The organism is Pseudomonas fluorescens (genome assembly GCF_003732425.1).
Classification (GTDB): domain Bacteria; phylum Pseudomonadota; class Gammaproteobacteria; order Pseudomonadales; family Pseudomonadaceae; genus Aquipseudomonas; species Aquipseudomonas fluorescens_BE.
Map to the genome: position 1 here is coordinate 660,402 of NZ_MOBX01000016.1, position 20,872 is coordinate 681,273.

Genomic DNA, 20,872 nt, shown 5'->3' on the forward strand with positions numbered 1-20,872 from the left:
AGTCAGATACAAAAATCGCAGCCGAAGCTGCGATTTTTTTGTGCCGATATCAGCTGTGGATAACTTATTCCACCGTCACCGACTTCGCCAGGTTACGCGGTTGATCGACGTCCGTGCCTTTGAGTACCGCCACGTAGTACGACAGCAACTGCAGCGGGATCGTGTAGAGGATCGGCGAGAGAATGTCGTGGATATGCGGCATCTGCACCACGTGGGTGCCTTCGCCGTTAGTCATCCCGGCTTTTTCGTCGGCGAACACGATCAGTTCGCCGCCACGGGCGCGGACTTCCTGCAGGTTGGATTTGAGCTTTTCCAGCAGTTCGTTGTTCGGCGCGACGGTAACCACCGGCATGTCGTTATCCACAAGTGCGAGCGGGCCGTGTTTCAGTTCACCGGCCGGGTAAGCCTCGGCGTGGATGTAGGAGATTTCCTTGAGTTTCAGGGCACCTTCCATCGCCACCGGGAATTGCGCGCCACGACCGAGGAACAGGGTGTGGTTCTTCTCGGCAAACAGCTCGGCGATTTTTTCCACGGTGCTGTCCATGGCCAGCGCTTCGCCGAGGCGGGTTGGCAGACGACGCAGTTCTTCAACCAGACGTGCTTCAACGCCGTCGGCCAACGTGCCGCGCACCTGACCCAGCGACAGGGTCAGCAGCAGTAGACCAACCAATTGCGTGGTGAACGCTTTGGTCGAGGCCACGCCGATTTCGCGGCCGGCCTGGGTCAACAGGGTCAGGTCGGATTCGCGTACCAGCGAGCTGATACCGACGTTGCAGATCGCCAGGCTGGCGAGAAAACCCAGCTCCTTGGCGTTGCGCAGTGCAGCCAGGGTGTCAGCGGTTTCGCCGGACTGCGAGATGGTCACGAACAAGGTGTCCGGCTGCACCACCACTTTGCGGTAGCGGAATTCGCTGGCGACTTCGACCTGGCATGGGATGCCGGCCAGTTCTTCGAGCCAGTAACGGGCGACCATGCCGGCGTGATAACTGGTACCACAGGCGACGATCTGCACATTGCGCACCTTGGCGAACAGTTCAGCGGCTTGTGGGCCGAACGCTTGCACCAGCACCTGATCGTTGCTCAGGCGACCTTCGAGGGTGCGCTGAACCACCGCCGGTTGCTCGTGGATTTCCTTGAGCATGTAGTGGCGAAACTCGCCCTTGTCGGCCGCTTCGGCACCATCGCTGTACTGCACGGTCTGGCGCTCGACGGCGTTGCCGTTAATGTCCCAGATTTGCACGTTATCGCGACGAATCTCGGCGATATCGCCCTCTTCCAGGTACATGAAGCGGTCAGTGACCTGACGCAGGGCCAACTGGTCGGAGGCAAGGAAGTTCTCGCCCAGACCCAGACCAATCACCAGCGGGCTACCACTGCGCGCGGCAACCAGACGATCCGGTTGTTTGGCGTTGATCACGGCCAGGCCGTAAGCACCATGCAGTTCTTTGACGGTGGCTTTCAGCGCGACGGTCAGGTCCGGCTGATCCTTGAGTTTGTGGCTGAGCAGGTGGGCGATGACTTCGGTGTCGGTGTCCGATGTAAACACGTAACCCAGCGCTTTCAGTTGTTCACGCAGGGCTTCATGGTTTTCGATGATGCCGTTGTGCACCACCGCGATATCGCCGGAAAAATGCGGGTGGGCGTTACGTTCGCACGGTGCGCCGTGAGTAGCCCAACGGGTGTGGGCAATGCCGAGACGGCCGACCAGCGGGTGTTCGGCCAGCGCCGCATCGAGTTCGCTGACCTTGCCCGGACGACGCATGCGCTCAAGGGTTTCGTCGTTGGTGAAGACCGCCACACCGGCGCTGTCATAGCCGCGGTATTCAAGGCGCTTGAGGCCTTCGAGCAGGATGGCGGTGATATTACGTTCAGCAACTGCGCCGACAATTCCACACATGTTTATTTCTCCTGACTGACAGCCGCGCAAATCACGGTGATACCGCGGGCCTGAATCTGATCGCGTGCATCGATAGGCAGGCGATCATCGGTGATGAGGGTATGGACGCTGCTCCACGGCAGCTCCAGGTTGGGAATCTTGCGACCGATCTTGTCGGCCTCGACCATGACGATGACTTCCCGCGCCACTTCAGCCATGACCCGGCTCAGTCCCAGCAATTCATTGAAAGTCGTCGTGCCGCGCACCAGATCGATACCGTCTGCGCCAATGAACAACTGGTCGAAGTCGTAAGAGCGTAGTACTTGCTCGGCGACCTGGCCCTGAAAGGATTCCGAATGCGGATCCCAGGTGCCACCGGTCATTAACAGCACCGGTTCGTGTTCGAGTTCGCTCAAGGCGTTGGCAACGTGCAGGGAATTGGTCATCACCACCAGACCGGGCTGCTGGCCAAGTTCCGGGATCATTGCGGCGGTGGTGCTGCCGCTGTCAATAATGATGCGCGCGTGCTCGCGGATGCGTTTCACCGCCGCGCGGGCAATCGCCTGTTTGTATTTGGAAACGCTCTGCGCAGTTTCCGCGACCAGCTCCTGCGGCATGGTGATTGCCCCGCCATAGCGGCGCAGCAACAGACCATGACTTTCCAGCGCGGCGAGATCCTTGCGAATCGTAACTTCGGAGGTTTCGAAGCGCTTGGCCAGTTCATCCACACTGACTTCGCCCTGCTCGTTGAGCAAAGCGAGGATGTTGTGGCGGCGTTGCGGCGTGTTGCGTTTCGACATGGCGACTTAAGTTTCGTTTCGAAAGATAACGGAAGCAATCAAAACCTATCGCCCCTAAATCGTCAAGCGGTCCCTCAAAAAAAATCGCACCCCCCAACAGTCCCGCGTAGGAGTTGCCGAAGGCTGCGATCTTTTGATCTTCAAAAAGCCTCTGTGGATAACTCAGCTCTTCTTGATCTTCGCCGGCCGCTTCCAGCCGTCGATGTTCTTTTGCCGCGCGCGACCCACCGCCAACTGCGCGTTATCCACATTCTGCGTAATGGTCGAACCGGCCGCCGTAGTCGCACCATCAGAGATATCCACAGGCGCCACCAGCGAGTTGTTGGACCCGATAAACACATCCGCACCCAACACGGTTTTCCACTTGTTGGCGCCGTCGTAGTTGCAGGTGATGGTGCCGGCGCCGATGTTGGTACGCGCTCCGATCTCGGCATCGCCCAAATAAGTCAGGTGCCCCGCCTTGGCGCCCTCACCCATATGGGCATTTTTCAGCTCAACGAAGTTACCCACATGCGCACGCGCTTCAAGCACAGTGCCTGGACGCAGACGTGCGAACGGGCCGGCGTCGCTACCCTCGCCCAGAATGGCACCGTCGATATGACTGTTGGCTTTGATGACCACGCCTTTACGCAAGGTGCTGTCCTTGATCACGCAGTTCGGACCGATCACCACGTCGTCTTCGATGACAACGTTGCCTTCGAGGATCACGTTGATGTCGATCAGCACATCGCGACCGACGGTCACTTCACCACGCACGTCGAAGCGCGCCGGGTCGCGCAGAGTTACGCCTTGGGCCATCAAACGACGGCCAGCGCGCAACTGGTAATGACGCTCCAGCTCGGACAACTGCTTGCGATCGTTAGCGCCCTGCACTTCCATCGGATCGTGCGGTTGTTCGGTGGCGACAACCAGACCATCGTTGACTGCCATCTCGATCACGTCGGTCAGGTAGTACTCGCCTTGGGCGTTGTTGTTCGACAGACGGCTCATCCAGTCGGCCAGGTGATTGGCCGGAACGGCGAGAATGCCGGTGTTGCCTTCGGTGATTGCACGCTGCGCTTCGCTGGCATCTTTATGCTCAACGATGGCGGCGACCTTGCCGTCAGCGTCACGCACGATTCGGCCATAACCGGTCGGGTCTTCCAGCTCAACGGTCAACAGCCCCATCTGTCCCGGAACTACGTGCTTGAGCAGACGTTGCAGGGTTTCGACTTCAATCAACGGCACGTCACCGTAGAGGATCAGCACGGTGTCGGCAGTAATGAACGGCACCGCTTGAGCGGTGGCGTGGCCGGTGCCGAGTTGCTTGTCCTGCAGGACGAAATTCAGATCATCAGCGGCCAGACGCTCGCGCACCACGTCGGCACCATGGCCGATGACCACATGAATGCGTTGCGGATCAAGTTGCCGGGCGCTGTGGATAACATGGCCCAGCATGGAGTTGCCGGCAATCGGATGCAGCACTTTCGGCAGTGCCGAACGCATGCGGGTGCCTTGACCGGCCGCGAGGATAACAATTTCAAGAGACATAACTGGCTACCAATCCTGGGTGGTCAGCAACTGCGACCGGGTTTCGGGAATTCGGAAAAGAAAAAAGGGTAGCCGAGGCTACCCTTTTTTATCAATCGCACAACAAGCGGCTGACGGATTAACCGCCAAACTTCTTGCGGATCTGCTGGACGGTGCGCAGCTGAGCTGCAGCCTCGGCCAGACGTGCGGAGGCAGCTCCGTAGTCGAAATCTGCGCTCTTCTCGTGCAGAGCAGCTTCGGCAGCCTTGAGAGCTGCTTGGGCCTGAGCTTCATCCAGGTCGGCGGCGCGTTGCACGGTATCGGCAAGCACCTTGACCATGTTCGGCTGAACCTCGAGGAAACCACCGGAGATGTAGAACACCTCGGCTTCCCCGCCTTGCTTGATCAGGCGGATCGGACCTGGCTTCAGATTAGTGATCAGCGGCGCGTGACCCAGAGCGATACCAAGATCACCCAGTGCACCGTGCGCAATCACCATCTCGACCAGGCCGGAAAAGATTTCCCCTTCCGCGCTGACGATATCGCAATGGACTGTCATAGCCATCTGATTGCCTCAACCTAAATTAGCGCCCGTTGCCGGGCGCCGGGATTACAGTTTCTTGGCTTTCTCGATCGCTTCTTCGATGCCGCCAACCATGTAGAACGCTTGTTCTGGCAGGTGGTCGTAGTCACCGTTGAGGATGCCTTTGAAGCCAGCAATGGTGTCTTTCAGGGAAACGTATTTACCCGAAGCACCGGTGAAGACTTCAGCCACGAAGAACGGCTGCGACAAGAAGCGCTGGATCTTACGAGCACGGTTTACCAACTGCTTGTCGGCTTCCGACAGCTCGTCCATACCCAGGATCGCGATGATGTCCTTCAGCTCTTTGTAACGTTGCAGAACGTACTGAACGCCGCGAGCGGTGTCGTAGTGGTCCTGGCCGATTACGTTCGGGTCCAGCTGGCGCGAAGTCGAATCCAGTGGATCTACCGCTGGGTAGATACCCAGGGAAGCGATGTCACGGGACAGAACGACGGTGGCGTCCAAGTGGGCGAAGGTGGTCGCTGGCGACGGGTCGGTCAAGTCGTCCGCAGGTACGTATACCGCCTGGATCGAGGTGATCGAACCTTCCTTGGTCGAAGTGATACGTTCTTGCAGAACGCCCATCTCTTCAGCCAGGGTCGGCTGGTAACCTACTGCCGAAGGCATACGGCCCAGCAGTGCGGATACTTCAGTACCGGCCAGGGTGTAACGATAGATGTTGTCGACGAACAGCAGAACGTCGTTACCTTCGTCACGGAACTTCTCGGCCATGGTCAGGCCGGTCAGTGCTACGCGCAGACGGTTTCCCGGCGGCTCGTTCATCTGACCGTAAACCAGTGCCACTTTGTCCAGAACGTTGGAGTCCTTCATCTCGTGGTAGAAGTCGTTACCCTCACGAGTACGCTCACCCACACCGGCGAACACGGAATAACCGCTGTGCTCGATGGCGATGTTACGGATCAGTTCCATCATGTTTACGGTTTTGCCTACACCGGCACCACCGAACAGACCGACTTTACCGCCTTTGGCAAACGGGCAAACCAGGTCGATAACCTTGATGCCGGTTTCCAGCAGGTCGTTGCCGCCTGCTTGCTCAGCGAACGAAGGCGCTGGACGGTGAATGCCCCAACGCTCTTCAGTGTCGATCGGGCCAGCTTCGTCGATCGGGTTGCCGAGGACGTCCATGATCCGGCCCAGGGTCGCTTTACCGACCGGTACGGAGATGGCTGCGCCAGAGTCGGTAACTTCCAGACCGCGCTTCAAGCCCTCGGTGGAACCCATCGCAATGGTGCGAACCACGCCGTCGCCCAGCTGTTGCTGAACTTCCAGAGTGGTTGCGGCCGCGCTTTGTACAGTCAGCGCGTTGTAGATGCTCGGTACGCTGTCGCGTGGAAATTCCACGTCGATAACGGCGCCGATGATTTGAACGATACGTCCGCTACTCATAGCTGGATCCTCTGAATATTTGAACCGTTAAACCGCGGCAGCGCCGCCGACGATTTCCGAGATCTCTTGGGTGATCGCAGCCTGACGCGCCTTGTTGTAGATCAGCTGCAAATCGCTGATCAAATCACCGGCGTTGTCGGTAGCGTTCTTCATCGCGATCATCCGCGCAGCTTGTTCAGCCGCGTTGTTCTCGACCACCGCCTGGTAGACCTGCGACTCAACGTAGCGGACCATCAAGCCGTCAAGCAGCTCTTTGGCATCCGGTTCGTAGAGATAGTCCCAGTGGTGCTTGAGATCCTGATCCGGGGTAGCTACCAGTGGAATCAACTGCTCCACGGTAGGCTGTTGCGTCATGGTGTTGATGAACTTGTTGGACACCACGGACAGGCGGTCAATACGGCCGTCCAGGTAGGCATCCAGCATCACCTTGACGCTGCCGATCAGATCATTGATCGACGGCTCTTCACCCAGGTGGCTGATAGCTGCAACGACGTTACCGCCGAAGTTGCGGAAAAAGGCCGCACCCTTGCTACCAACAACACACAGATCAATCTCGACGCCGTTTTCGCGGTTTACCGCCATGTCCTTGACCAGGGCCTTGAACAGGTTGGTGTTCAAGCCGCCGCACAAACCACGGTCACTGCTCACAACGACATAGCCGACACGCTTGATGGCGCGGTCGATCATGAACGGGTGGCGGTATTCCGGGTTGGCGTTGGCCAGATGCCCAATTACCTGGCGGATACGCTCCGCATAAGGACGGCTAGCAGCCATGCGCATTTGTGCCTTGCGCATTTTGCTGACCGCCACTTTTTCCATGGCGCTGGTAATCTTTTGCGTGCTTTTGATGCTCGCAATCTTACTGCGAATCTCTTTTGCGCCTGCCATGTAACACCTATCAGGTTAGCAAGCGGGAGCCTCGCGGCTCCCGCTGCGGCTTACCAGGTTTGGGTGGCCTTGAACTTCTCGATACCGGCTTTCATGCCAGCGTCGATTTCGTCATTGAAGTCACCTTTAACGTTGATCTTGGCCATCAAATCGGCGTGATCGCGGTTGAAGAAAGCAATCAGCGCTTGTTCGAAGCTGCCGATCTTGGCGATTTCAATGTCAGTCAGGAACCCACGCTCAGCGGCATACAGCGACAGCGCCATGTCAGCGATCGACATTGGTGCGTATTGCTTCTGCTTCATCAGCTCGGTAACGCGCTGACCATGCTCAAGTTGCTTACGGGTCGCTTCGTCCAGGTCAGAAGCGAACTGGGCGAATGCCGCCAGTTCACGGTACTGAGCCAGAGCGGTACGGATACCACCGGAGAGCTTCTTGATGATCTTGGTCTGAGCGGCACCACCCACACGGGATACCGAAACACCGGCGTTCACTGCAGGGCGGATGCCCGAGTTGAACATGGCCGATTCCAGGAAGATCTGACCGTCGGTGATGGAAATCACGTTGGTCGGAACGAACGCGGAAACGTCGCCAGCCTGGGTTTCGATGATCGGCAGTGCGGTCAGGGAACCGGTTTTGCCGGTCACTGCGCCGTTGGTGAACTTCTCTACGTACTCTTCCGAAACGCGGGATGCGCGCTCCAGCAGACGGGAGTGGAGATAGAACACGTCGCCTGGGTAAGCTTCACGGCCTGGTGGACGGCGCAGCAGCAGGGAAATCTGGCGGTAAGCCACTGCTTGCTTGGACAGATCGTCATAAACGATCAGCGCGTCTTCACCGCGGTCGCGGAAGAATTCACCCATGGTGCAACCGGAGTACGGTGCCAGGAATTGCAGCGCAGGAGATTCCGAAGCACTGGCAGCCACGATGATCGTGTTGGCCAGGGCGCCGTTTTCTTCCAGCTTGCGAACCACGTTGGCGATGGTCGATTGTTTCTGACCGATGGCTACGTAGACGCAGAAAATGCCGCTGTCTTTCTGGTTGATGATCGCGTCGATCGCCAGAGCGGTTTTACCGATCTGACGGTCACCGATGATCAGCTCACGCTGGCCACGGCCGACAGGGATCATGGCATCGACAGCCTTGTAGCCAGTCTGTACAGGCTGGTCTACCGACTTACGCCAGATCACGCCCGGTGCAACTTTCTCGACCGCGTCGGTCAAGGTGTTGCCCAGTGGACCTTTGCCGTCAACAGGGTTACCCAGTGCGTCGACTACGCGACCCAGCAGTTCCTTACCAACCGGAACTTCGAGGATGCGGCCGGTGCACTTGGCGCTCATGCCTTCAGCCAGAGACTGGTAAGCGCCCAGTACAACGGCACCTACGGAGTCTTGCTCCAGGTTGAGGGCCATACCGTAGACGCCGCCCGGAAACTCGATCATCTCGCCGTACATAACGTCGGCCAGACCGTGAATCCGCACGATACCGTCAGATACGCTGACGACAGTGCCTTCGTTACGGGCTTGGGAGGTCACATCGAGCTTGTCGATGCGGCCCTTGATAATTTCACTTATTTCGGAAGGATTGAGTTGCTGCATTGCTCTGCTGCCCCTTCAAACTCAAGATTTCAATGCTTCGGCAAGTTTCGCGATTTTGCCGCGAATCGAGCCATCGATAACCAGGTCGCCGGCGCGGATAACGACACCACCTATAAGGGCAGCATCCTCCGCAACTTGCAGGCGCACTTCCCGGTTGAGTCGTGCACTGAGAACCTTGGCGAGTTTGTCTTGCTGTTCTTGGTTCAATGCAAAAGCACTGGTCACTTCAACGTCTACCGACTTCTCTTGTTCGGCCTTGTACAGGTCGAAAAGAGCGGCAATCTCCGGCAGAAGCGGGAGACGGTCGTTTTCGGCAACGACATTGATGAAGTTCTGTGCCTTGGCATCAAACTTGTCGCCGCACACGTCAATAAACGTGGCGGCCTTTTCTGCGCTCGTCAGTCGCGGGGCCTTGAGCACGCGCTGCATGGTGTCGTCTTGCGACACCGCTGCAGCCAGGCCGAGCATGGCTGACCAATTGGCCAGTTGCTGGTGGGCCTGAGCGTGCTCGAAGGCCGCCTTAGCGTAAGGTCGGGCCAACGTGGTCAGTTCTGCCATGATCGCCCTCGCTTAGATTTCAGCAGCCAGTTGGTTAACCAGCTCTGCGTGCGCGTTTTGATCGATTGTGGCACCCAGGATCTTCTCGGCGCCGCCGACAGCCAGCAAGCCCACTTGGGCGCGCAGCTTGTCTTTGACACTGTTCAGTTCCTGTTCGATCTCGGCTTGAGCCTGAACCTTCACACGGTCAGCATCGACACGGGCCTTTTCAACGGCCTCTTCGACAATCTGGTTACCGCGTTTCTTGGCTTGCTCGATGATTTCAGCTGCCTGAGCTTTCGCTTCGCGCAGTTGCTGACCCGCTTTTTCTTGGGCCAACTCCAGGTCGCGAGCTGCACGGCTGGCAGCGTCCAGACCATCAGCGATCTTCTTTTGACGTTCGTGCAGAGCAGCGATGACCGGAGGCCATACATACTTCATGCAGAACAGTACAAAAATCAGGAACGCAACGGACTGGCCAATCAGGGTCGCATTAATGTTCACGCCAACACCTCGCAGTTACGTTGTCCATCACACCAAATTACTCGGAAGAATCCGGGTAATTAGCCAGCGATCTGACCAACGAACGGGTTCGCAAAGGTGAAGAACAGAGCGATACCAACACCGATCATGGTTACGGCGTCGAGCAGACCGGCAACGATGAACATTTTAACTTGCAGCATTGGAACCATTTCTGGCTGACGCGCTGCGCCTTCCAGGAACTTGCCGCCCAGCAGGCCGAAACCAATTGCGGTACCCAGTGCGCCCAGGCCGATCAACAGTGCAACAGCGATAGCGGTTAGACCAACTACAGTTTCCATCTTTCCTCCCGACTTTTACGTCGTATGGTTTAGGTTTTTTAGATTAAAGCGGTAAAACAAATCGTTTCAGGTGCCCTGTGAAGAGCCCCTTCCCGTTTGACCGGGAAGGACATCAGACTAGTCGAGACTGGCCTTAATGGTTTTCTTCGTGCGCCATCGACAGGTAGACGATGGTCAGCATCATGAAGATGAACGCCTGCAGCGTGATGATCAGGATGTGGAACACAGCCCACGCCCACTGCAGAACAACGCCCAGGCCGCTCAGCCAGAGCAGGCCGCTGCCGAACATCACAGCGATCAGAATGAACACCAGCTCGCCGGCATACATGTTGCCGAACAGACGCAGAGCCAGAGAGATCGGTTTGGCGATCAGGGTCACGAATTCCAGCAGGAAGTTCACCGGGATCAGCAGGGCTTGAACGAAGATGTTCTTGCTGCCGAACGGGTGCAGGGTCAGCTCGCCGATGAAGCCGCCGAAGCCCTTGACCTTGATGCTATAGAAAATGATCAGTGCGAAAACCGAGAACGCCATGCCCAGGGTCGCGTTCGGGTCGGTAGTCGACACGGCGCGGAACGGGATGTGGTGGTCACCGGAGATCAGGATGGCCAGCTGAGGAATCCAGTCGACCGGTACCAGGTCGACGGCGTTCATCAGGAACACCCAGACGAAGATGGTCAGTGCCAACGGTGCAATCACCGGGCTACGGCCATGGAAGCTGTCTTTCACGCTGCCATCGACGAATTCGACCAATACTTCAACGAAGTTCTGCAAAGCACCCGGCTGACCCGAAGTCGCTTTCTTTGCCGCCATGCGGAAAAGAAGTACGAAGATCAGACCCAACGCGACCGACCAGCCGAGAGTATCGACGTGGAAAGCCCAGAAGCCCATTTCTTTGGCTTCTGCTGCGGTATGGGCAAAGCCCCAGCCGCCGTTAGGTAGCTGACCGAAGGTCAGGTTCTGCAAGTGGTGCTGGATATAGCCCGAAGCGGTTGTTTCTGCCATGGTTGCCTCAAACGCCCTAAGGTCTCGAAAGTCTTGTTCTCATCAGCAGGGGAGCGAACCAGCTGACCGACTGAGTCAGCACGAACGCGCCGAATACTGCTATCGGCGCCAGTGGCTTCACACCTGCAAACACCAGTGCAAAGAGCACTGCCGTCAAAATCAGTTTGCCTGCCTCGCCGGCATAAAAAGACCGGACGATGGACTGGGCTGCTCGGGCGCCGGAAAACCGAAATGCCTTGTGAGCGAAATAAACATTGGGCAGCAAGGCTATCAGGCCTCCGCAAAGTCCCGAGTATCCGGCAACGACTCCGTGCCATTGCCAGAGCGCCAAAGCGGCAATCAGCAAAATGACAAATTGAGCCATCAACACCGGAAAAACCGCCAGGCGATGGAACGGCAGGCGGTTTGGCTTGCGGGTTTCCATCACATTTGCTCTCCAATGGTCGGCTGCCAGAATTCAATAACTTGGCATAATTTGTGCCGACAAAATGCGCGCAGAGTATAGGGGCGGTTCTGCCCCTATTCAACTGTCAGGTAGTGATTTCCGACTGCTCGCTACATGTGGAAATGTTTCAGCGGATGTGTGCGAGCACACCTTGAAGCTCATCGAGGGAGTTGTAACCGATCACCAACTGACCCTTTCCCTTCTTCCCGTGGCGAATCTGCACCGCAGAGCCTAGGCGCTCGGCCAGACGCTGTTCGAGGCGAGCGATATCCGGGTCGGGTTTAGTGGCTTCGACAGGCTCCGGTTTACCGCTCAACCACTGACGAACCAGTGCCTCAGTCTGGCGCACGGTCAGGCCGCGTGCGACAACATGTCGCGCCCCTTCCACCTGCTGATTGTCGGGCAGACCGAGCAAAGCACGGGCATGACCCATTTCCAGGTCGCCGTGGGACAGCATGGTCTTGATGACTTCCGGCAGCGCAATAAGCCGCAACAGGTTAGCCACAGTCACGCGGGACTTACCCACAGCCTCGGCGACTTGCTGCTGGGTCAGCTGGAATTCCTGCTGCAAACGCTGCAGGGCCACCGCTTCTTCGATCGGATTGAGGTCTTCACGCTGGATGTTCTCGATCAGCGCAATGGCAATCGCGGTTTCATCCGGCACATCGCGAACCATCGCCGGGATGGTTTCCTGCCCGGCCTGCTGACTCGCGCGCCAGCGGCGTTCACCGGCAATGATTTCGAAGCGGCCACCGCCAATCGGGCGAACCACGATCGGTTGCATCACACCTTGAGCCTTGATTGACGACGCCAGTTCTTCCAGTGCTTGCGGATCCATGTCCCGGCGCGGCTGATATTTGCCACGCTGGAGCAGGTCCAGCGGCAGGTGTTGCAGCTCGCGGGTGTCAGCTTGCGCCGCTTGTTCTTCCAGCGCGCTGACCGTCGGACCACTCAGCAGTGCATCCAGTCCACGTCCGAGACCTCGTTTCTTGACGGCCATGGGGATTCCTTAAGTTGCCTGAGCGGCGGCGATGCGTGAATTTTTGCGCTGACGGCGAACCATCTCGCCGGCCAGGGCCAGATAAGCCAGAGCGCCGCGCGATTGCTTGTCATAGGCCAGCGCCGGCATACCATAGCTCGGTGCTTCGGCCAGGCGGATGTTGCGCGGGATCACTGTGTCGTAGAGCTGCTCGCCGAAGTGTTCCTTGAGCTGCGCCGAAACATCGTTCATCAGGCTCAGGCGCGGGTCGTACATGGTGCGCAGCAGGCCTTCGACTTTCAGGTTCGGATTGAGCAGTTCAGCGATGCGCTTGATGTTATCCACAAGGTCACTCAAGCCTTCGAGTGCAAAATACTCGCACTGCATCGGGATGATCACCCCGTCAGCGGCGACCAGTGCGTTCAGCGTGAGCATCGACAGCGACGGCGGGCAGTCGATCAGAATGTAATCGTAGTTTTCACGGATCGGCGCCAGCGCGCTGCGCAGACGGCTTTCCTTCATCTGCATTTCCAGCAGCACCACTTCGGCCGCAGTCAGGTCGCGGTTGGCTGGCAGCAGTTGATAACCGCCGTGCTCGGAATAGTGCATGGCCTGGGCCAGGTCGCATTCGCCGATCAGCAGGTCGTAGACCGAGTTTTCCAGGCCGTGTTTATCCACACCGCTACCCATGGTGGCGTTGCCCTGTGGATCGAGATCGATCAACAGCACCCGACGCTTGGTCGCGACCAGGGATGCTGCGAGGTTGATGCAGGTGGTGGTCTTGCCCACACCACCCTTCTGGTTCGCTATCGCGAATACCTTAGCCATTCTTGCTTGTGTTCCCAATCATGCCGTGCGGCGCAGTATCAGCAGATGGCGTTGGCCTTGGCAACCGGGTACGGCCAGGGCGTGTTCGCTATCGAGTTTGAAGTCTGCCGGCAATGCTACCAGCTCATCGGCCGGATGAACGCCCTTCATTGCCAGCCAGCGTGTATCGGCATCGCCGAGGTGGCGAGTCCAGTTGGTGAAGTTTTCCATGCTGCTGAACGCCCGGGAAATGATCCCGTTGAATGGCTGGGCTGGCTGCAAGGCTTCGACACGACTGTGGATAACTTGCAGGTTATCCAGTTTGAGTTCGAGTTTGACCTGGGTCAGGAAGCGGGTTTTCTTGCCGTTGCTGTCCAGACAGGTCACTTGCGCGTCCGGATACAGGATCGCCAACGGGATACCCGGCATGCCGCCGCCGCTGCCGACGTCGAGCCAGCGGCCGTTTTCGATGAACGACATCACGCTCAGACTATCGAGCAAGTGCCGCGAAACCATTTCGTCCGGATCGCGCACAGCGGTCAGGTTGTAGGCCTGGTTCCATTTGATCAACAGGGCCAGATAACCCAGCAGCAATTCGTGCTGGGTTTCAGTGAGGTTGACACCGAGCTCGCGGGCTCCTGTGGATAACTCTTCGGCGTGTTGCGAAGTGACCTTAGAACTCAAGCGCTTTGCTCCAACTGACGGCCCGCGCCGCGTTTTTTCAAATGAATCATCAACAGCGAAATCGCTGCCGGGGTCACGCCCGGGATCCGCGAAGCCTGGCCAAGCGTCTCTGGACGAGTCGCGCCGAGCTTGCTCTGGATCTCCTTGGAGAGACCGGAAATGTTGGTGTAATCGATATCCACAGGCAGTTTCGTGTCTTCACTGGCGCGCAGACGGGCGATTTCGTCCTGTTGACGGTCGATGTAACCGGCGTACTTGGTCTTGATTTCAACCTGTTCGGCGACCTGTGGGTCTTCGGCGCCGTTGCCGGTCACTTCGACTAGACCAGCGTAGTCGATTTCCGGACGACTCAAGAGGTTGAGCAAGTTGTATTCGTGGGTCAGCGGCGTGCCGAATCTCTCGGCAATGGCATCGCCCTGCTGCGTACCCGGGCGAACCCAGGTGCTTTTCAGACGCTGCTCTTCGAGTTCGATGCTTTCGCGTTTCTTACAGAAGGCCGCCCAACGCGCATCATCGACCAGGCCGAGCTCGCGACCTTTTTCGGTCAGACGCAGGTCTGCGTTGTCCTCGCGCAGAATCAGGCGGTACTCGGCACGGGAAGTGAACATGCGGTACGGCTCTTGGGTGCCGAGAGTGATCAGGTCGTCGACCAACACGCCGATGTACGCTTCATCGCGACGCGGACACCAGGCTTCTTTGCCCTTGGCGCGCAGTGCCGCGTTGGCCCCGGCCAGCAAACCCTGGGCACCTGCTTCTTCGTAACCGGTGGTGCCGTTGATCTGTCCGGCAAAGAACAAACCGCCGATGACTTTGGTTTCGAGGCTGTACTTCAGGTCACGCGGATCGAAGTAGTCGTACTCGATCGCATAGCCCGGACGCACGATGTGCGCGTTTTCCATGCCGCGAATCGATTGCACGATCTGCAATTGCACATCGAACGGCAAGCTTGTGGATATCCCGTTCGGATACAGCTCATGGGTGGTCAAACCTTCCGGTTCGATAAACACCTGATGGCTTTCCTTGTCAGCAAAGCGGTGGATCTTGTCTTCGATCGACGGGCAATAGCGCGGGCCGATGCCTTCGATCTCGCCGGCAGCCGAATACATCGGCGAACGGTCGAGGTTCGCCGCGATGATTTCGTGAGTGCGGGCGTTGGTGTGAGTAATCCAGCAGCTGACCTGGCGTGGATGCTGTTCTTTGTTGCCCATGAACGACATCACCGGGATCGGCGTATCGCCGGGTTGCTCGGTCATCACCGAGAAATCCACAGACTTGCCGTCGATACGCGGCGGCGTACCGGTTTTCAGGCGACCGACACGCAGTGGCAGTTCACGCAGACGGTGAGCCAATGCGATCGAGGGCGGATCACCGGCGCGGCCGCCGGAAAAATTCTGCAAACCGATGTGGATAAGTCCGCCGAGGAACGTACCGGTGGTCAACACCACGGAATCGGCGAAGAAGCGCAGACCCATCTGGGTGACAACACCACGGACTTGTTCTTGCTCGACGATCAGGTCATCAGCAGCCTGTTGAAATATCCACAGGTTCGGCTGGTTTTCCAGGATTTCGCGGACAGCGGCCTTGTAAAGAATCCGGTCGGCTTGCGCACGGGTTGCCCGCACGGCCGGGCCTTTACGGCTGTTCAACACACGAAACTGGATGCCGCCCAAATCGGTAGCCATGGCCATCGCGCCGCCGAGGGCGTCGATTTCCTTGACCAGATGGCTTTTGCCAATACCACCGATGGCCGGGTTGCAGCTCATGGCACCGAGGGTTTCCACGTTATGCGTCAGCAACAGGGTTTTAGCCCCCATACGTGCTGAGGCCAGTGCTGCCTCGGTACCGGCATGACCGCCGCCGATGACGATCACTTCAAAACGGGAAGGGAAATCCACCACGCACCTCGTGCCTGCTTAAGTAGGTCATTCAGGAAATAGTTTGAGATCAGGTTTCTGGACCTGGTCGACAAGTATAGGGACTTCGCCCTTCCTAAAGAACCCTTTGCACAAAGTTTAACCAGCTGTGGAGAACTCGAGGTTAAAAGAATAAAAAAGAGAGAAATTTATAAAACCTTTGTTTTTATGTTTATTCTTACTGAGCGACCTTTCTGTGGATAGATTGCTACAGGCCTTTATATTCAATGTGTACAGAGTTTCAAAACCCTGTGCTCATGTACCAATGAGGCCCTTGGATAACCGGTGTAAGCCTGTGGATGAAAGGGGTGGTTATCCACAGAGGGGGTTATATCCAGTTTTGAAGCCCTGTTATCAACTGACCTTAGTGGCAGTTATTCACAGGGCTTAATCCACAGAAAATTCATAATCGGATGAATTCCGGGCACGAAAATACCGCTCGAACTGGAGAATCAGTCGGGCACTGAGGCTGATATTTAGAAAGAAGAAACAAAAACGGGCCACGAACGGGCCCGTTTGAATGCACCGGCGGGTTACTTACCGATGCAGAAGCTGGAAAAGATCCGCCCCAGCAGATCATCGGAGCTGAAGGCCCCGGTGATTTCACCCAGAGAGTGCTGGGCTTGGCGCAGATCTTCGGCCAGAAGCTCACCAGCCCCCGCCAAAGTCAGCTGTGCGCGACCATGTTCCAGCGCCGCACTGGCGTGGCGCAAGGCTTCCAGGTGCCGGCGGCGAGCACTGAAACTGCTTTCAGAGGTTTGCTCGTACCCCATGCAGGCCTTGAGATGATCACGCAGTACTTCCAGTCCTTCACCTGCCGATTTGGCGCTCAGGCTGATGGTCACGTGGCCGTCATCGCTGACTTCCAGGGCAATGGCCTCGCCCGTAAGATCTGCTTTATTACGAATCAGAGTGACCTTCGCCGGATCGGGGCGTACTTCAAGAAATTCCGGCCATAAGGCGAACGGGTCCAACGCTTCTGGCGCCGTCGCATCGACGACCAGCAACACGCGATCTGCTTCTCCGATGGCCTTCAGTGCCCGCTCGACGCCGATCTTTTCTACCTGATCATCGGTGTCGCGCAGACCGGCGGTATCGACAACGTGCAGTGGCATGCCGTCGATGTGGATATGTTCGCGCAGGATATCTCGCGTGGTGCCGGCAATCTCGGTGACGATCGCCGCTTCCCGACCGGCCAAGGCATTCAACAGGCTGGACTTGCCGGCATTTGGACGACCGGCAATCACCACGGTCATGCCATCGCGCAACAACGCACCCTGCCCGGCCTCGCGCAGCACTGTGGATAACTCATCGCGCACTTTGTCGAGCATGCTCAGCACATGGCCGTCGGCGAGGAAGTCGATTTCTTCTTCCGGGAAGTCGATCGCGGCTTCGACGTAGATGCGCAGACCGATCAGTTGTTCGGTCAGGTTATGCACACGTTGGGAAAACGCGCCCTGTAATGAACGCAGGGCATTGCGCGCAGCCTGTGCAGAACTGGCCTCGATCAAATCGGCAATCGCCTCGGCCTGGGCCAGGTCGAGTTTGTCATTGAGGAAGGCACGTTCACTGAATTCACCCGGACGGGCCAAGCGACAGCCCAATTCCAGGCAACGCTTGAGCAGCATATCCAGCACGATCGGGCCGCCGTGGCCCTGCAGTTCCAGCACGTCTTCGCCGGTAAACGAGTTTGGCCCCGGGAAATACAGCGCCAGACCTTCATCGAGCACTTGCTGGTCGTCACTGAAAAACGGCCCGTAATGGGCGTAACGCGGTTTCAGTTCACGGCCGCTGATGGCTTGCGCTGCAACACTGGCCAACGGCCCGGAAATACGGACGATACCCACCCCGCCGCGACCTTGAGCGGTGGCGACGGCGGCAATGGTTTCACGAGGTGTGCTCATAAACCGGAATCCAGACAAAAGTGGCAGATAGCAAAACGCCCCACTAGGGGGCGTTTTGAGTGGTGTTATCCACAGTGCAAGTTACGCCTCGGCTTTTTTCGTCGCCGCTTCGATCTTACGCGTGATGTACCACTGTTGTGCAATCGACAGGCAGTTGTTCACAACCCAGTACAGCACCAGACCTGCAGGGAACCACAGGAAGAAGAAGGTGAAGATGATTGGCATCATTTTCATGACCTTCGCCTGCATCGGATCCGGCGGAGTCGGGTTCAGTTGCTGCTGGATGAACATGGTTGCACCCATGATGATCGGCAGAATGAAGAACGGATCCTTGATCGACAGGTCAGTGATCCACAGCATGAATGGCGCCTGGCGCATTTCCACGCTTTCCAGCAGAACCCAATACAGCGAAAGGAAAACCGGCATCTGCACAAGGATTGGCAAGCAGCCACCCAGCGGATTGATCTTCTCTTTCTTGTACAGCTCCATCATGGCTTGCGACATTTTCTGCCGGTCATCGCCATGTTGCTCTTTCAGAGCAGCCAGTTTCGGCGCAACGGCACGCATGCGCGCCATCGATTTGTAGCTGGCAGCCGACAGAGGGAAGAAAATACCCTTGATCAGCATGGTCAGGAAGATGATCGACCAGCCCCAGTTACCGACAATGGCGTGGATGTGTTGCAGCAGCCAGAAGATTGGCTGGGCAATGAACCACAGAATGCCGTAGTCGACGGTCAGTTCCAGACCTGGGGACAACTCTTTCAGCACAGCCTGGCTTTTCGGACCGGCGTACAACACAGCGCTGGTTTCAACTTTGGCACCCGGAGCAGCGGTCAGCGTAGGACCGGTGTAACCGATGATGTAGTTGCCTTTGCTGTCTTTACGGGTCTGGACGATGTTGTTTTCGCCCTTGGCCGGAATCCACGCAGTCACGAAGTAGTGTTGCAGCCAGGCTACCCAACCACCGGTGACGGTTTCTTTGAGCTGCGCCTTGTCCATGTCCTTCATGGACACTTTCTTGTACGGCTCCGAACTTGTCCACAGGGCGGCGCCCAGGTAAGTCGCGGTGCCAGTAGCGGTTGTGGACGAAGGATCGGCGCTGTTGTCGCGCTTCAACTGGGCGAACATCGCGCCATTCCAGGGCTGAGCGCTCTGGTTATCCACAATGTAGGAAACGGCTACGTCATACAGGCCACGTTTCAGAGTGAAACGCTTGATGTAGTTGACGCCGTCCTTGCTGAACTTCAGGTCGACGACCAGTTGGTCCTGACCGTCAGCCAGTTGATAAGTCTTCTTCTCCGAGGAGTAGACCGGACGACCGGCCGGATTTGCGTCCGGGCCGTTGGTGCCGATCAGACCGCTTTGTGCCAGATAAACACGTTCGCCGCCGTTATCGAACAGTTGGAACGGCACATCAGGACGATCCTGACGACGTGGATACAGAGGCAAGGTCAGTTGAGCAACATCGCCACCCTGTGGATCGATCGCGAGATCGAGCACGTCGGTTTTGATCTGGATCAGATCCTTGCTGGCGGCTACCGGAGTTTCGGCAGGTACGCTGGTATCGCTAGCGGCGCGCGGAATATCGTCACTAGCGGCAGCATTATTGCCAGTGGCGGTGTCCGGCAAACCGGATGTAGTCGTACTGGAAGCAACATTCTGAGTCGGCAGGGCAGCCTGGCCATAGTCCTGGTTCCATTTAAGAACCATAACGTAGGACACGATTGCCAGGGCGACGATCAGGATCGTGCGTTTGATATCCATGATTACTCGGCCATCGAAGAAGAACGGGAGGTAGGGATAGGTGGAACCGGGTCATAACCACCGGGATTCCACGGATGACAGCGACCTAAACGACGAAAGGTCAGCCAGCCACCGCGCAGAAGGCCATGATTTTCGATGGCTTCATACGCGTAGCAGGAACAACTGGGGTAGAAACGACAGTGGCTGGCCATCAAAGGACTAATGGCATAGCGATAAAACTGGATCGGAACGAGGGCCAGTTTACGCATCTGGACTGTCTACCCCTACAGTTTCGGTTTTGACTTCTGGAACTGGCTTGCTGCGTGCCAGACGCTTCCAGAGCTTGCCGAAATGCTGAATCAATTCGGGGTTTTCTACATCGCCCAGACCTTTGCGCGCGACGATAACGATGTCCCAGCCGACCAGTGAATCCTGGTGCAGACGGAACGATTCGCGCATCAAACGTTTGAGGCGATTGCGCTCAACGGAGAGCTTTACGCTCTTTTTCCCGATAACCAGCCCGAGACGGGGGTGATCAAGATCGTTGTTGCGTGCAAGGAGCAGGAGATTTTTCCCCGGAACCTTGCCGGTAGGGGAGTCAAAGACTGCCTTGAAATGCCGGGGAGTAAGCAGACGCTTTTCCCGACTGAAGTCCTGACTCACCTCCAGTACCGGATTATCAAACTGCCAGACGCGCACGACCTTTGGCGCGACGACGCGACAGGACTGCGCGGCCGTTCTTGGTAGCCATGCGAGCACGGAAACCGTGGGTACGAGCGCGTTTGATAGTGCTTGGTTGGAAAGTACGTTTCATGTCGTGTTACCTGGTTCGTCCACAACGGGCCGGAATGGCCCCCGTTTTAAGAGACCGGGGATTCTAGAGAAAGCAAGCCTTCAGGTCAATTTCCAACCAGCGTTTCCTTATAAATAGATCTTGCGGCTGTCTCTGGCTGAATGCCTGTCTGCCAAACATAAAAATAAAGAAGGGAATTATTTAAAGCTTTTCTGTAAAGCTTATAAAAGCTAGGCACGCCATCTTCTGTGGATAAGTGTCATCAGGCCTTATTGGGCCTGATGTACAGAGAATGACAACTACAGTGGAAAACCGTGTTAAGCCTGTGCTGCGCTATCGGATAACCTGTGTGTGAAAAGGCCTGTTATCCACAGGCAGGTTATCCACCGAGTTCAACCCCCAGTTGTCCAGTGCCCTTAGAGGCGGTTATCCACAGAGCTTATTCACACACCGTTGGTCGCCTTTTTTCGATTTAACGCATTGATAAATCATGGTCACCGGGCAACCTGCATGTGGATAAGTGGGCTGCTCGCCGCTACAATGGCCGCTTGTTTTTGCCTCACCGGCTTTCAACTTAGGGGATAT

21 protein-coding genes are annotated in these 20,872 nt (G+C 57.1%); all 21 read right to left on the reverse strand.

Annotation, left to right across the window (positions count from 1 at the left end):
• Positions 1-64: 64 nt before the first annotated feature.
• Positions 65-1,897, reverse strand: a complete 1,833-nt coding sequence (glmS, locus tag BK670_RS28730; protein WP_123454880.1) for a glutamine--fructose-6-phosphate transaminase (isomerizing) — start codon at positions 1,895-1,897, stop codon at positions 65-67.
• A gap of 2 nt (positions 1,898-1,899) precedes the next feature.
• On the reverse strand, positions 1,900-2,676 hold the full coding sequence (locus tag BK670_RS28735; protein ID WP_064116539.1) for a DeoR/GlpR family DNA-binding transcription regulator: 777 nt from the start codon (positions 2,674-2,676) through the stop codon (positions 1,900-1,902).
• Positions 2,677-2,838: 162 nt separating this feature from the next.
• Complete coding sequence (gene glmU, locus BK670_RS28740; RefSeq protein ID WP_123454883.1) at positions 2,839-4,206, reverse strand: bifunctional UDP-N-acetylglucosamine diphosphorylase/glucosamine-1-phosphate N-acetyltransferase GlmU; 1,368 nt, start codon at positions 4,204-4,206, stop codon at positions 2,839-2,841.
• A 118-nt stretch (positions 4,207-4,324) separates the two neighbouring features.
• Positions 4,325-4,750 (reverse strand): F0F1 ATP synthase subunit epsilon, encoded by a 426-nt coding sequence (locus BK670_RS28745; RefSeq protein ID WP_007954164.1) that lies wholly within the window; start codon positions 4,748-4,750, stop codon positions 4,325-4,327.
• Between the two features lie 45 nt (positions 4,751-4,795).
• On the reverse strand, positions 4,796-6,175 hold the full coding sequence (gene atpD / locus BK670_RS28750) for a F0F1 ATP synthase subunit beta (RefSeq protein WP_025112247.1): 1,380 nt from the start codon (positions 6,173-6,175) through the stop codon (positions 4,796-4,798).
• 27 nt (positions 6,176-6,202) lie between these two features.
• Positions 6,203-7,063 carry a F0F1 ATP synthase subunit gamma gene (atpG, locus tag BK670_RS28755; protein WP_008084419.1) on the reverse strand — a complete coding sequence of 287 codons (861 nt, stop codon included), beginning with the start codon at positions 7,061-7,063 and terminating at the stop codon, positions 6,203-6,205.
• A gap of 50 nt (positions 7,064-7,113) precedes the next feature.
• On the reverse strand, positions 7,114-8,658 hold the full coding sequence (gene atpA / locus BK670_RS28760) for a F0F1 ATP synthase subunit alpha (protein ID WP_007911958.1): 1,545 nt from the start codon (positions 8,656-8,658) through the stop codon (positions 7,114-7,116).
• A 21-nt stretch (positions 8,659-8,679) separates the two neighbouring features.
• Positions 8,680-9,216: a F0F1 ATP synthase subunit delta gene (locus BK670_RS28765; RefSeq protein ID WP_007911956.1), complete on the reverse strand. Its 537-nt coding sequence runs from the start codon at positions 9,214-9,216 to the stop codon at positions 8,680-8,682.
• A 12-nt stretch (positions 9,217-9,228) separates the two neighbouring features.
• Entirely contained in the window at positions 9,229-9,699 is a 471-nt protein-coding gene (locus tag BK670_RS28770) for a F0F1 ATP synthase subunit B (protein WP_003229781.1), read from the reverse strand.
• A 59-nt stretch (positions 9,700-9,758) separates the two neighbouring features.
• Positions 9,759-10,016 carry a F0F1 ATP synthase subunit C gene (gene atpE / locus BK670_RS28775; protein ID WP_003097235.1) on the reverse strand — a complete coding sequence of 86 codons (258 nt, stop codon included), beginning with the start codon at positions 10,014-10,016 and terminating at the stop codon, positions 9,759-9,761.
• Between the two features lie 133 nt (positions 10,017-10,149).
• Entirely contained in the window at positions 10,150-11,019 is an 870-nt protein-coding gene (gene atpB / locus BK670_RS28780) for a F0F1 ATP synthase subunit A (protein WP_007911917.1), read from the reverse strand.
• A 16-nt stretch (positions 11,020-11,035) separates the two neighbouring features.
• Positions 11,036-11,443, reverse strand: coding sequence for a F0F1 ATP synthase subunit I (locus BK670_RS28785; protein ID WP_003229783.1), 408 nt, complete (start codon positions 11,441-11,443; stop codon positions 11,036-11,038).
• Between the two features lie 148 nt (positions 11,444-11,591).
• Entirely contained in the window at positions 11,592-12,464 is an 873-nt protein-coding gene (locus tag BK670_RS28790; protein ID WP_123454885.1) for a ParB/RepB/Spo0J family partition protein, read from the reverse strand.
• A gap of 9 nt (positions 12,465-12,473) precedes the next feature.
• Positions 12,474-13,271: a ParA family protein gene (locus BK670_RS28795; RefSeq protein WP_007911909.1), complete on the reverse strand. Its 798-nt coding sequence runs from the start codon at positions 13,269-13,271 to the stop codon at positions 12,474-12,476.
• An 18-nt stretch (positions 13,272-13,289) separates the two neighbouring features.
• Entirely contained in the window at positions 13,290-13,934 is a 645-nt protein-coding gene (gene rsmG, locus BK670_RS28800) for a 16S rRNA (guanine(527)-N(7))-methyltransferase RsmG (protein WP_123454887.1), read from the reverse strand.
• Positions 13,931-15,829 carry a tRNA uridine-5-carboxymethylaminomethyl(34) synthesis enzyme MnmG gene (gene mnmG, locus BK670_RS28805; protein WP_123454889.1) on the reverse strand — a complete coding sequence of 633 codons (1,899 nt, stop codon included), beginning with the start codon at positions 15,827-15,829 and terminating at the stop codon, positions 13,931-13,933. Before mnmG ends, rsmG begins: the two co-directional genes overlap by 4 nt.
• A gap of 551 nt (positions 15,830-16,380) precedes the next feature.
• A complete protein-coding gene (gene mnmE, locus BK670_RS28815; protein WP_123454891.1) occupies positions 16,381-17,751 on the reverse strand; it encodes a tRNA uridine-5-carboxymethylaminomethyl(34) synthesis GTPase MnmE in 1,371 nt (456 codons plus the stop codon).
• A gap of 81 nt (positions 17,752-17,832) precedes the next feature.
• Positions 17,833-19,515: a membrane protein insertase YidC gene (gene yidC / locus BK670_RS28820; RefSeq protein ID WP_123454893.1), complete on the reverse strand. Its 1,683-nt coding sequence runs from the start codon at positions 19,513-19,515 to the stop codon at positions 17,833-17,835.
• A gap of 2 nt (positions 19,516-19,517) precedes the next feature.
• Positions 19,518-19,763, reverse strand: a complete 246-nt coding sequence (yidD, locus tag BK670_RS28825; RefSeq protein ID WP_010465488.1) for a membrane protein insertion efficiency factor YidD — start codon at positions 19,761-19,763, stop codon at positions 19,518-19,520.
• Entirely contained in the window at positions 19,756-20,157 is a 402-nt protein-coding gene (gene rnpA / locus BK670_RS28830; protein ID WP_042704971.1) for a ribonuclease P protein component, read from the reverse strand. The genes yidD and rnpA overlap by 8 nt, the downstream gene beginning before the upstream one ends.
• 16 nt (positions 20,158-20,173) lie before the next feature.
• Entirely contained in the window at positions 20,174-20,308 is a 135-nt protein-coding gene (rpmH, locus tag BK670_RS28835; RefSeq protein WP_003213577.1) for a 50S ribosomal protein L34, read from the reverse strand.
• Positions 20,309-20,872 lie beyond the last annotated feature (564 nt).

Bases quoted from the DNA above. Each gene is read 5' to 3' on its own strand.
- atpD (WP_025112247.1), bottom strand. From the start codon at position 6,175: ATGAGTAGCGGACGTATCGTTCAAATCATCGGCGCCGTTATCGACGTG.
- rpmH (WP_003213577.1), bottom strand. From the start codon at position 20,308: ATGAAACGTACTTTCCAACCAAGCACTATCAAACGCGCTCGTACCCAC.
- mnmE (WP_123454891.1), bottom strand. From the start codon at position 17,751: ATGAGCACACCTCGTGAAACCATTGCCGCCGTCGCCACCGCTCAAGGT.
- atpA (WP_007911958.1), bottom strand. From the start codon at position 8,658: ATGCAGCAACTCAATCCTTCCGAAATAAGTGAAATTATCAAGGGCCGC.
- yidC (WP_123454893.1), bottom strand. From the start codon at position 19,515: ATGGATATCAAACGCACGATCCTGATCGTCGCCCTGGCAATCGTGTCC.
- glmS (WP_123454880.1), bottom strand. From the start codon at position 1,897: ATGTGTGGAATTGTCGGCGCAGTTGCTGAACGTAATATCACCGCCATC.
- BK670_RS28765 (WP_007911956.1), bottom strand. From the start codon at position 9,216: ATGGCAGAACTGACCACGTTGGCCCGACCTTACGCTAAGGCGGCCTTC.
- atpE (WP_003097235.1), bottom strand. From the start codon at position 10,016: ATGGAAACTGTAGTTGGTCTAACCGCTATCGCTGTTGCACTGTTGATC.
- BK670_RS28735 (WP_064116539.1), bottom strand. From the start codon at position 2,676: ATGTCGAAACGCAACACGCCGCAACGCCGCCACAACATCCTCGCTTTG.
- BK670_RS28795 (WP_007911909.1), bottom strand. From the start codon at position 13,271: ATGGCTAAGGTATTCGCGATAGCGAACCAGAAGGGTGGTGTGGGCAAG.
- BK670_RS28745 (WP_007954164.1), bottom strand. From the start codon at position 4,750: ATGGCTATGACAGTCCATTGCGATATCGTCAGCGCGGAAGGGGAAATC.
- atpG (WP_008084419.1), bottom strand. From the start codon at position 7,063: ATGGCAGGCGCAAAAGAGATTCGCAGTAAGATTGCGAGCATCAAAAGC.
- glmU (WP_123454883.1), bottom strand. From the start codon at position 4,206: ATGTCTCTTGAAATTGTTATCCTCGCGGCCGGTCAAGGCACCCGCATG.
- BK670_RS28785 (WP_003229783.1), bottom strand. From the start codon at position 11,443: ATGGAAACCCGCAAGCCAAACCGCCTGCCGTTCCATCGCCTGGCGGTT.
- atpB (WP_007911917.1), bottom strand. From the start codon at position 11,019: ATGGCAGAAACAACCGCTTCGGGCTATATCCAGCACCACTTGCAGAAC.
- BK670_RS28790 (WP_123454885.1), bottom strand. From the start codon at position 12,464: ATGGCCGTCAAGAAACGAGGTCTCGGACGTGGACTGGATGCACTGCTG.
- yidD (WP_010465488.1), bottom strand. From the start codon at position 19,763: ATGCGTAAACTGGCCCTCGTTCCGATCCAGTTTTATCGCTATGCCATT.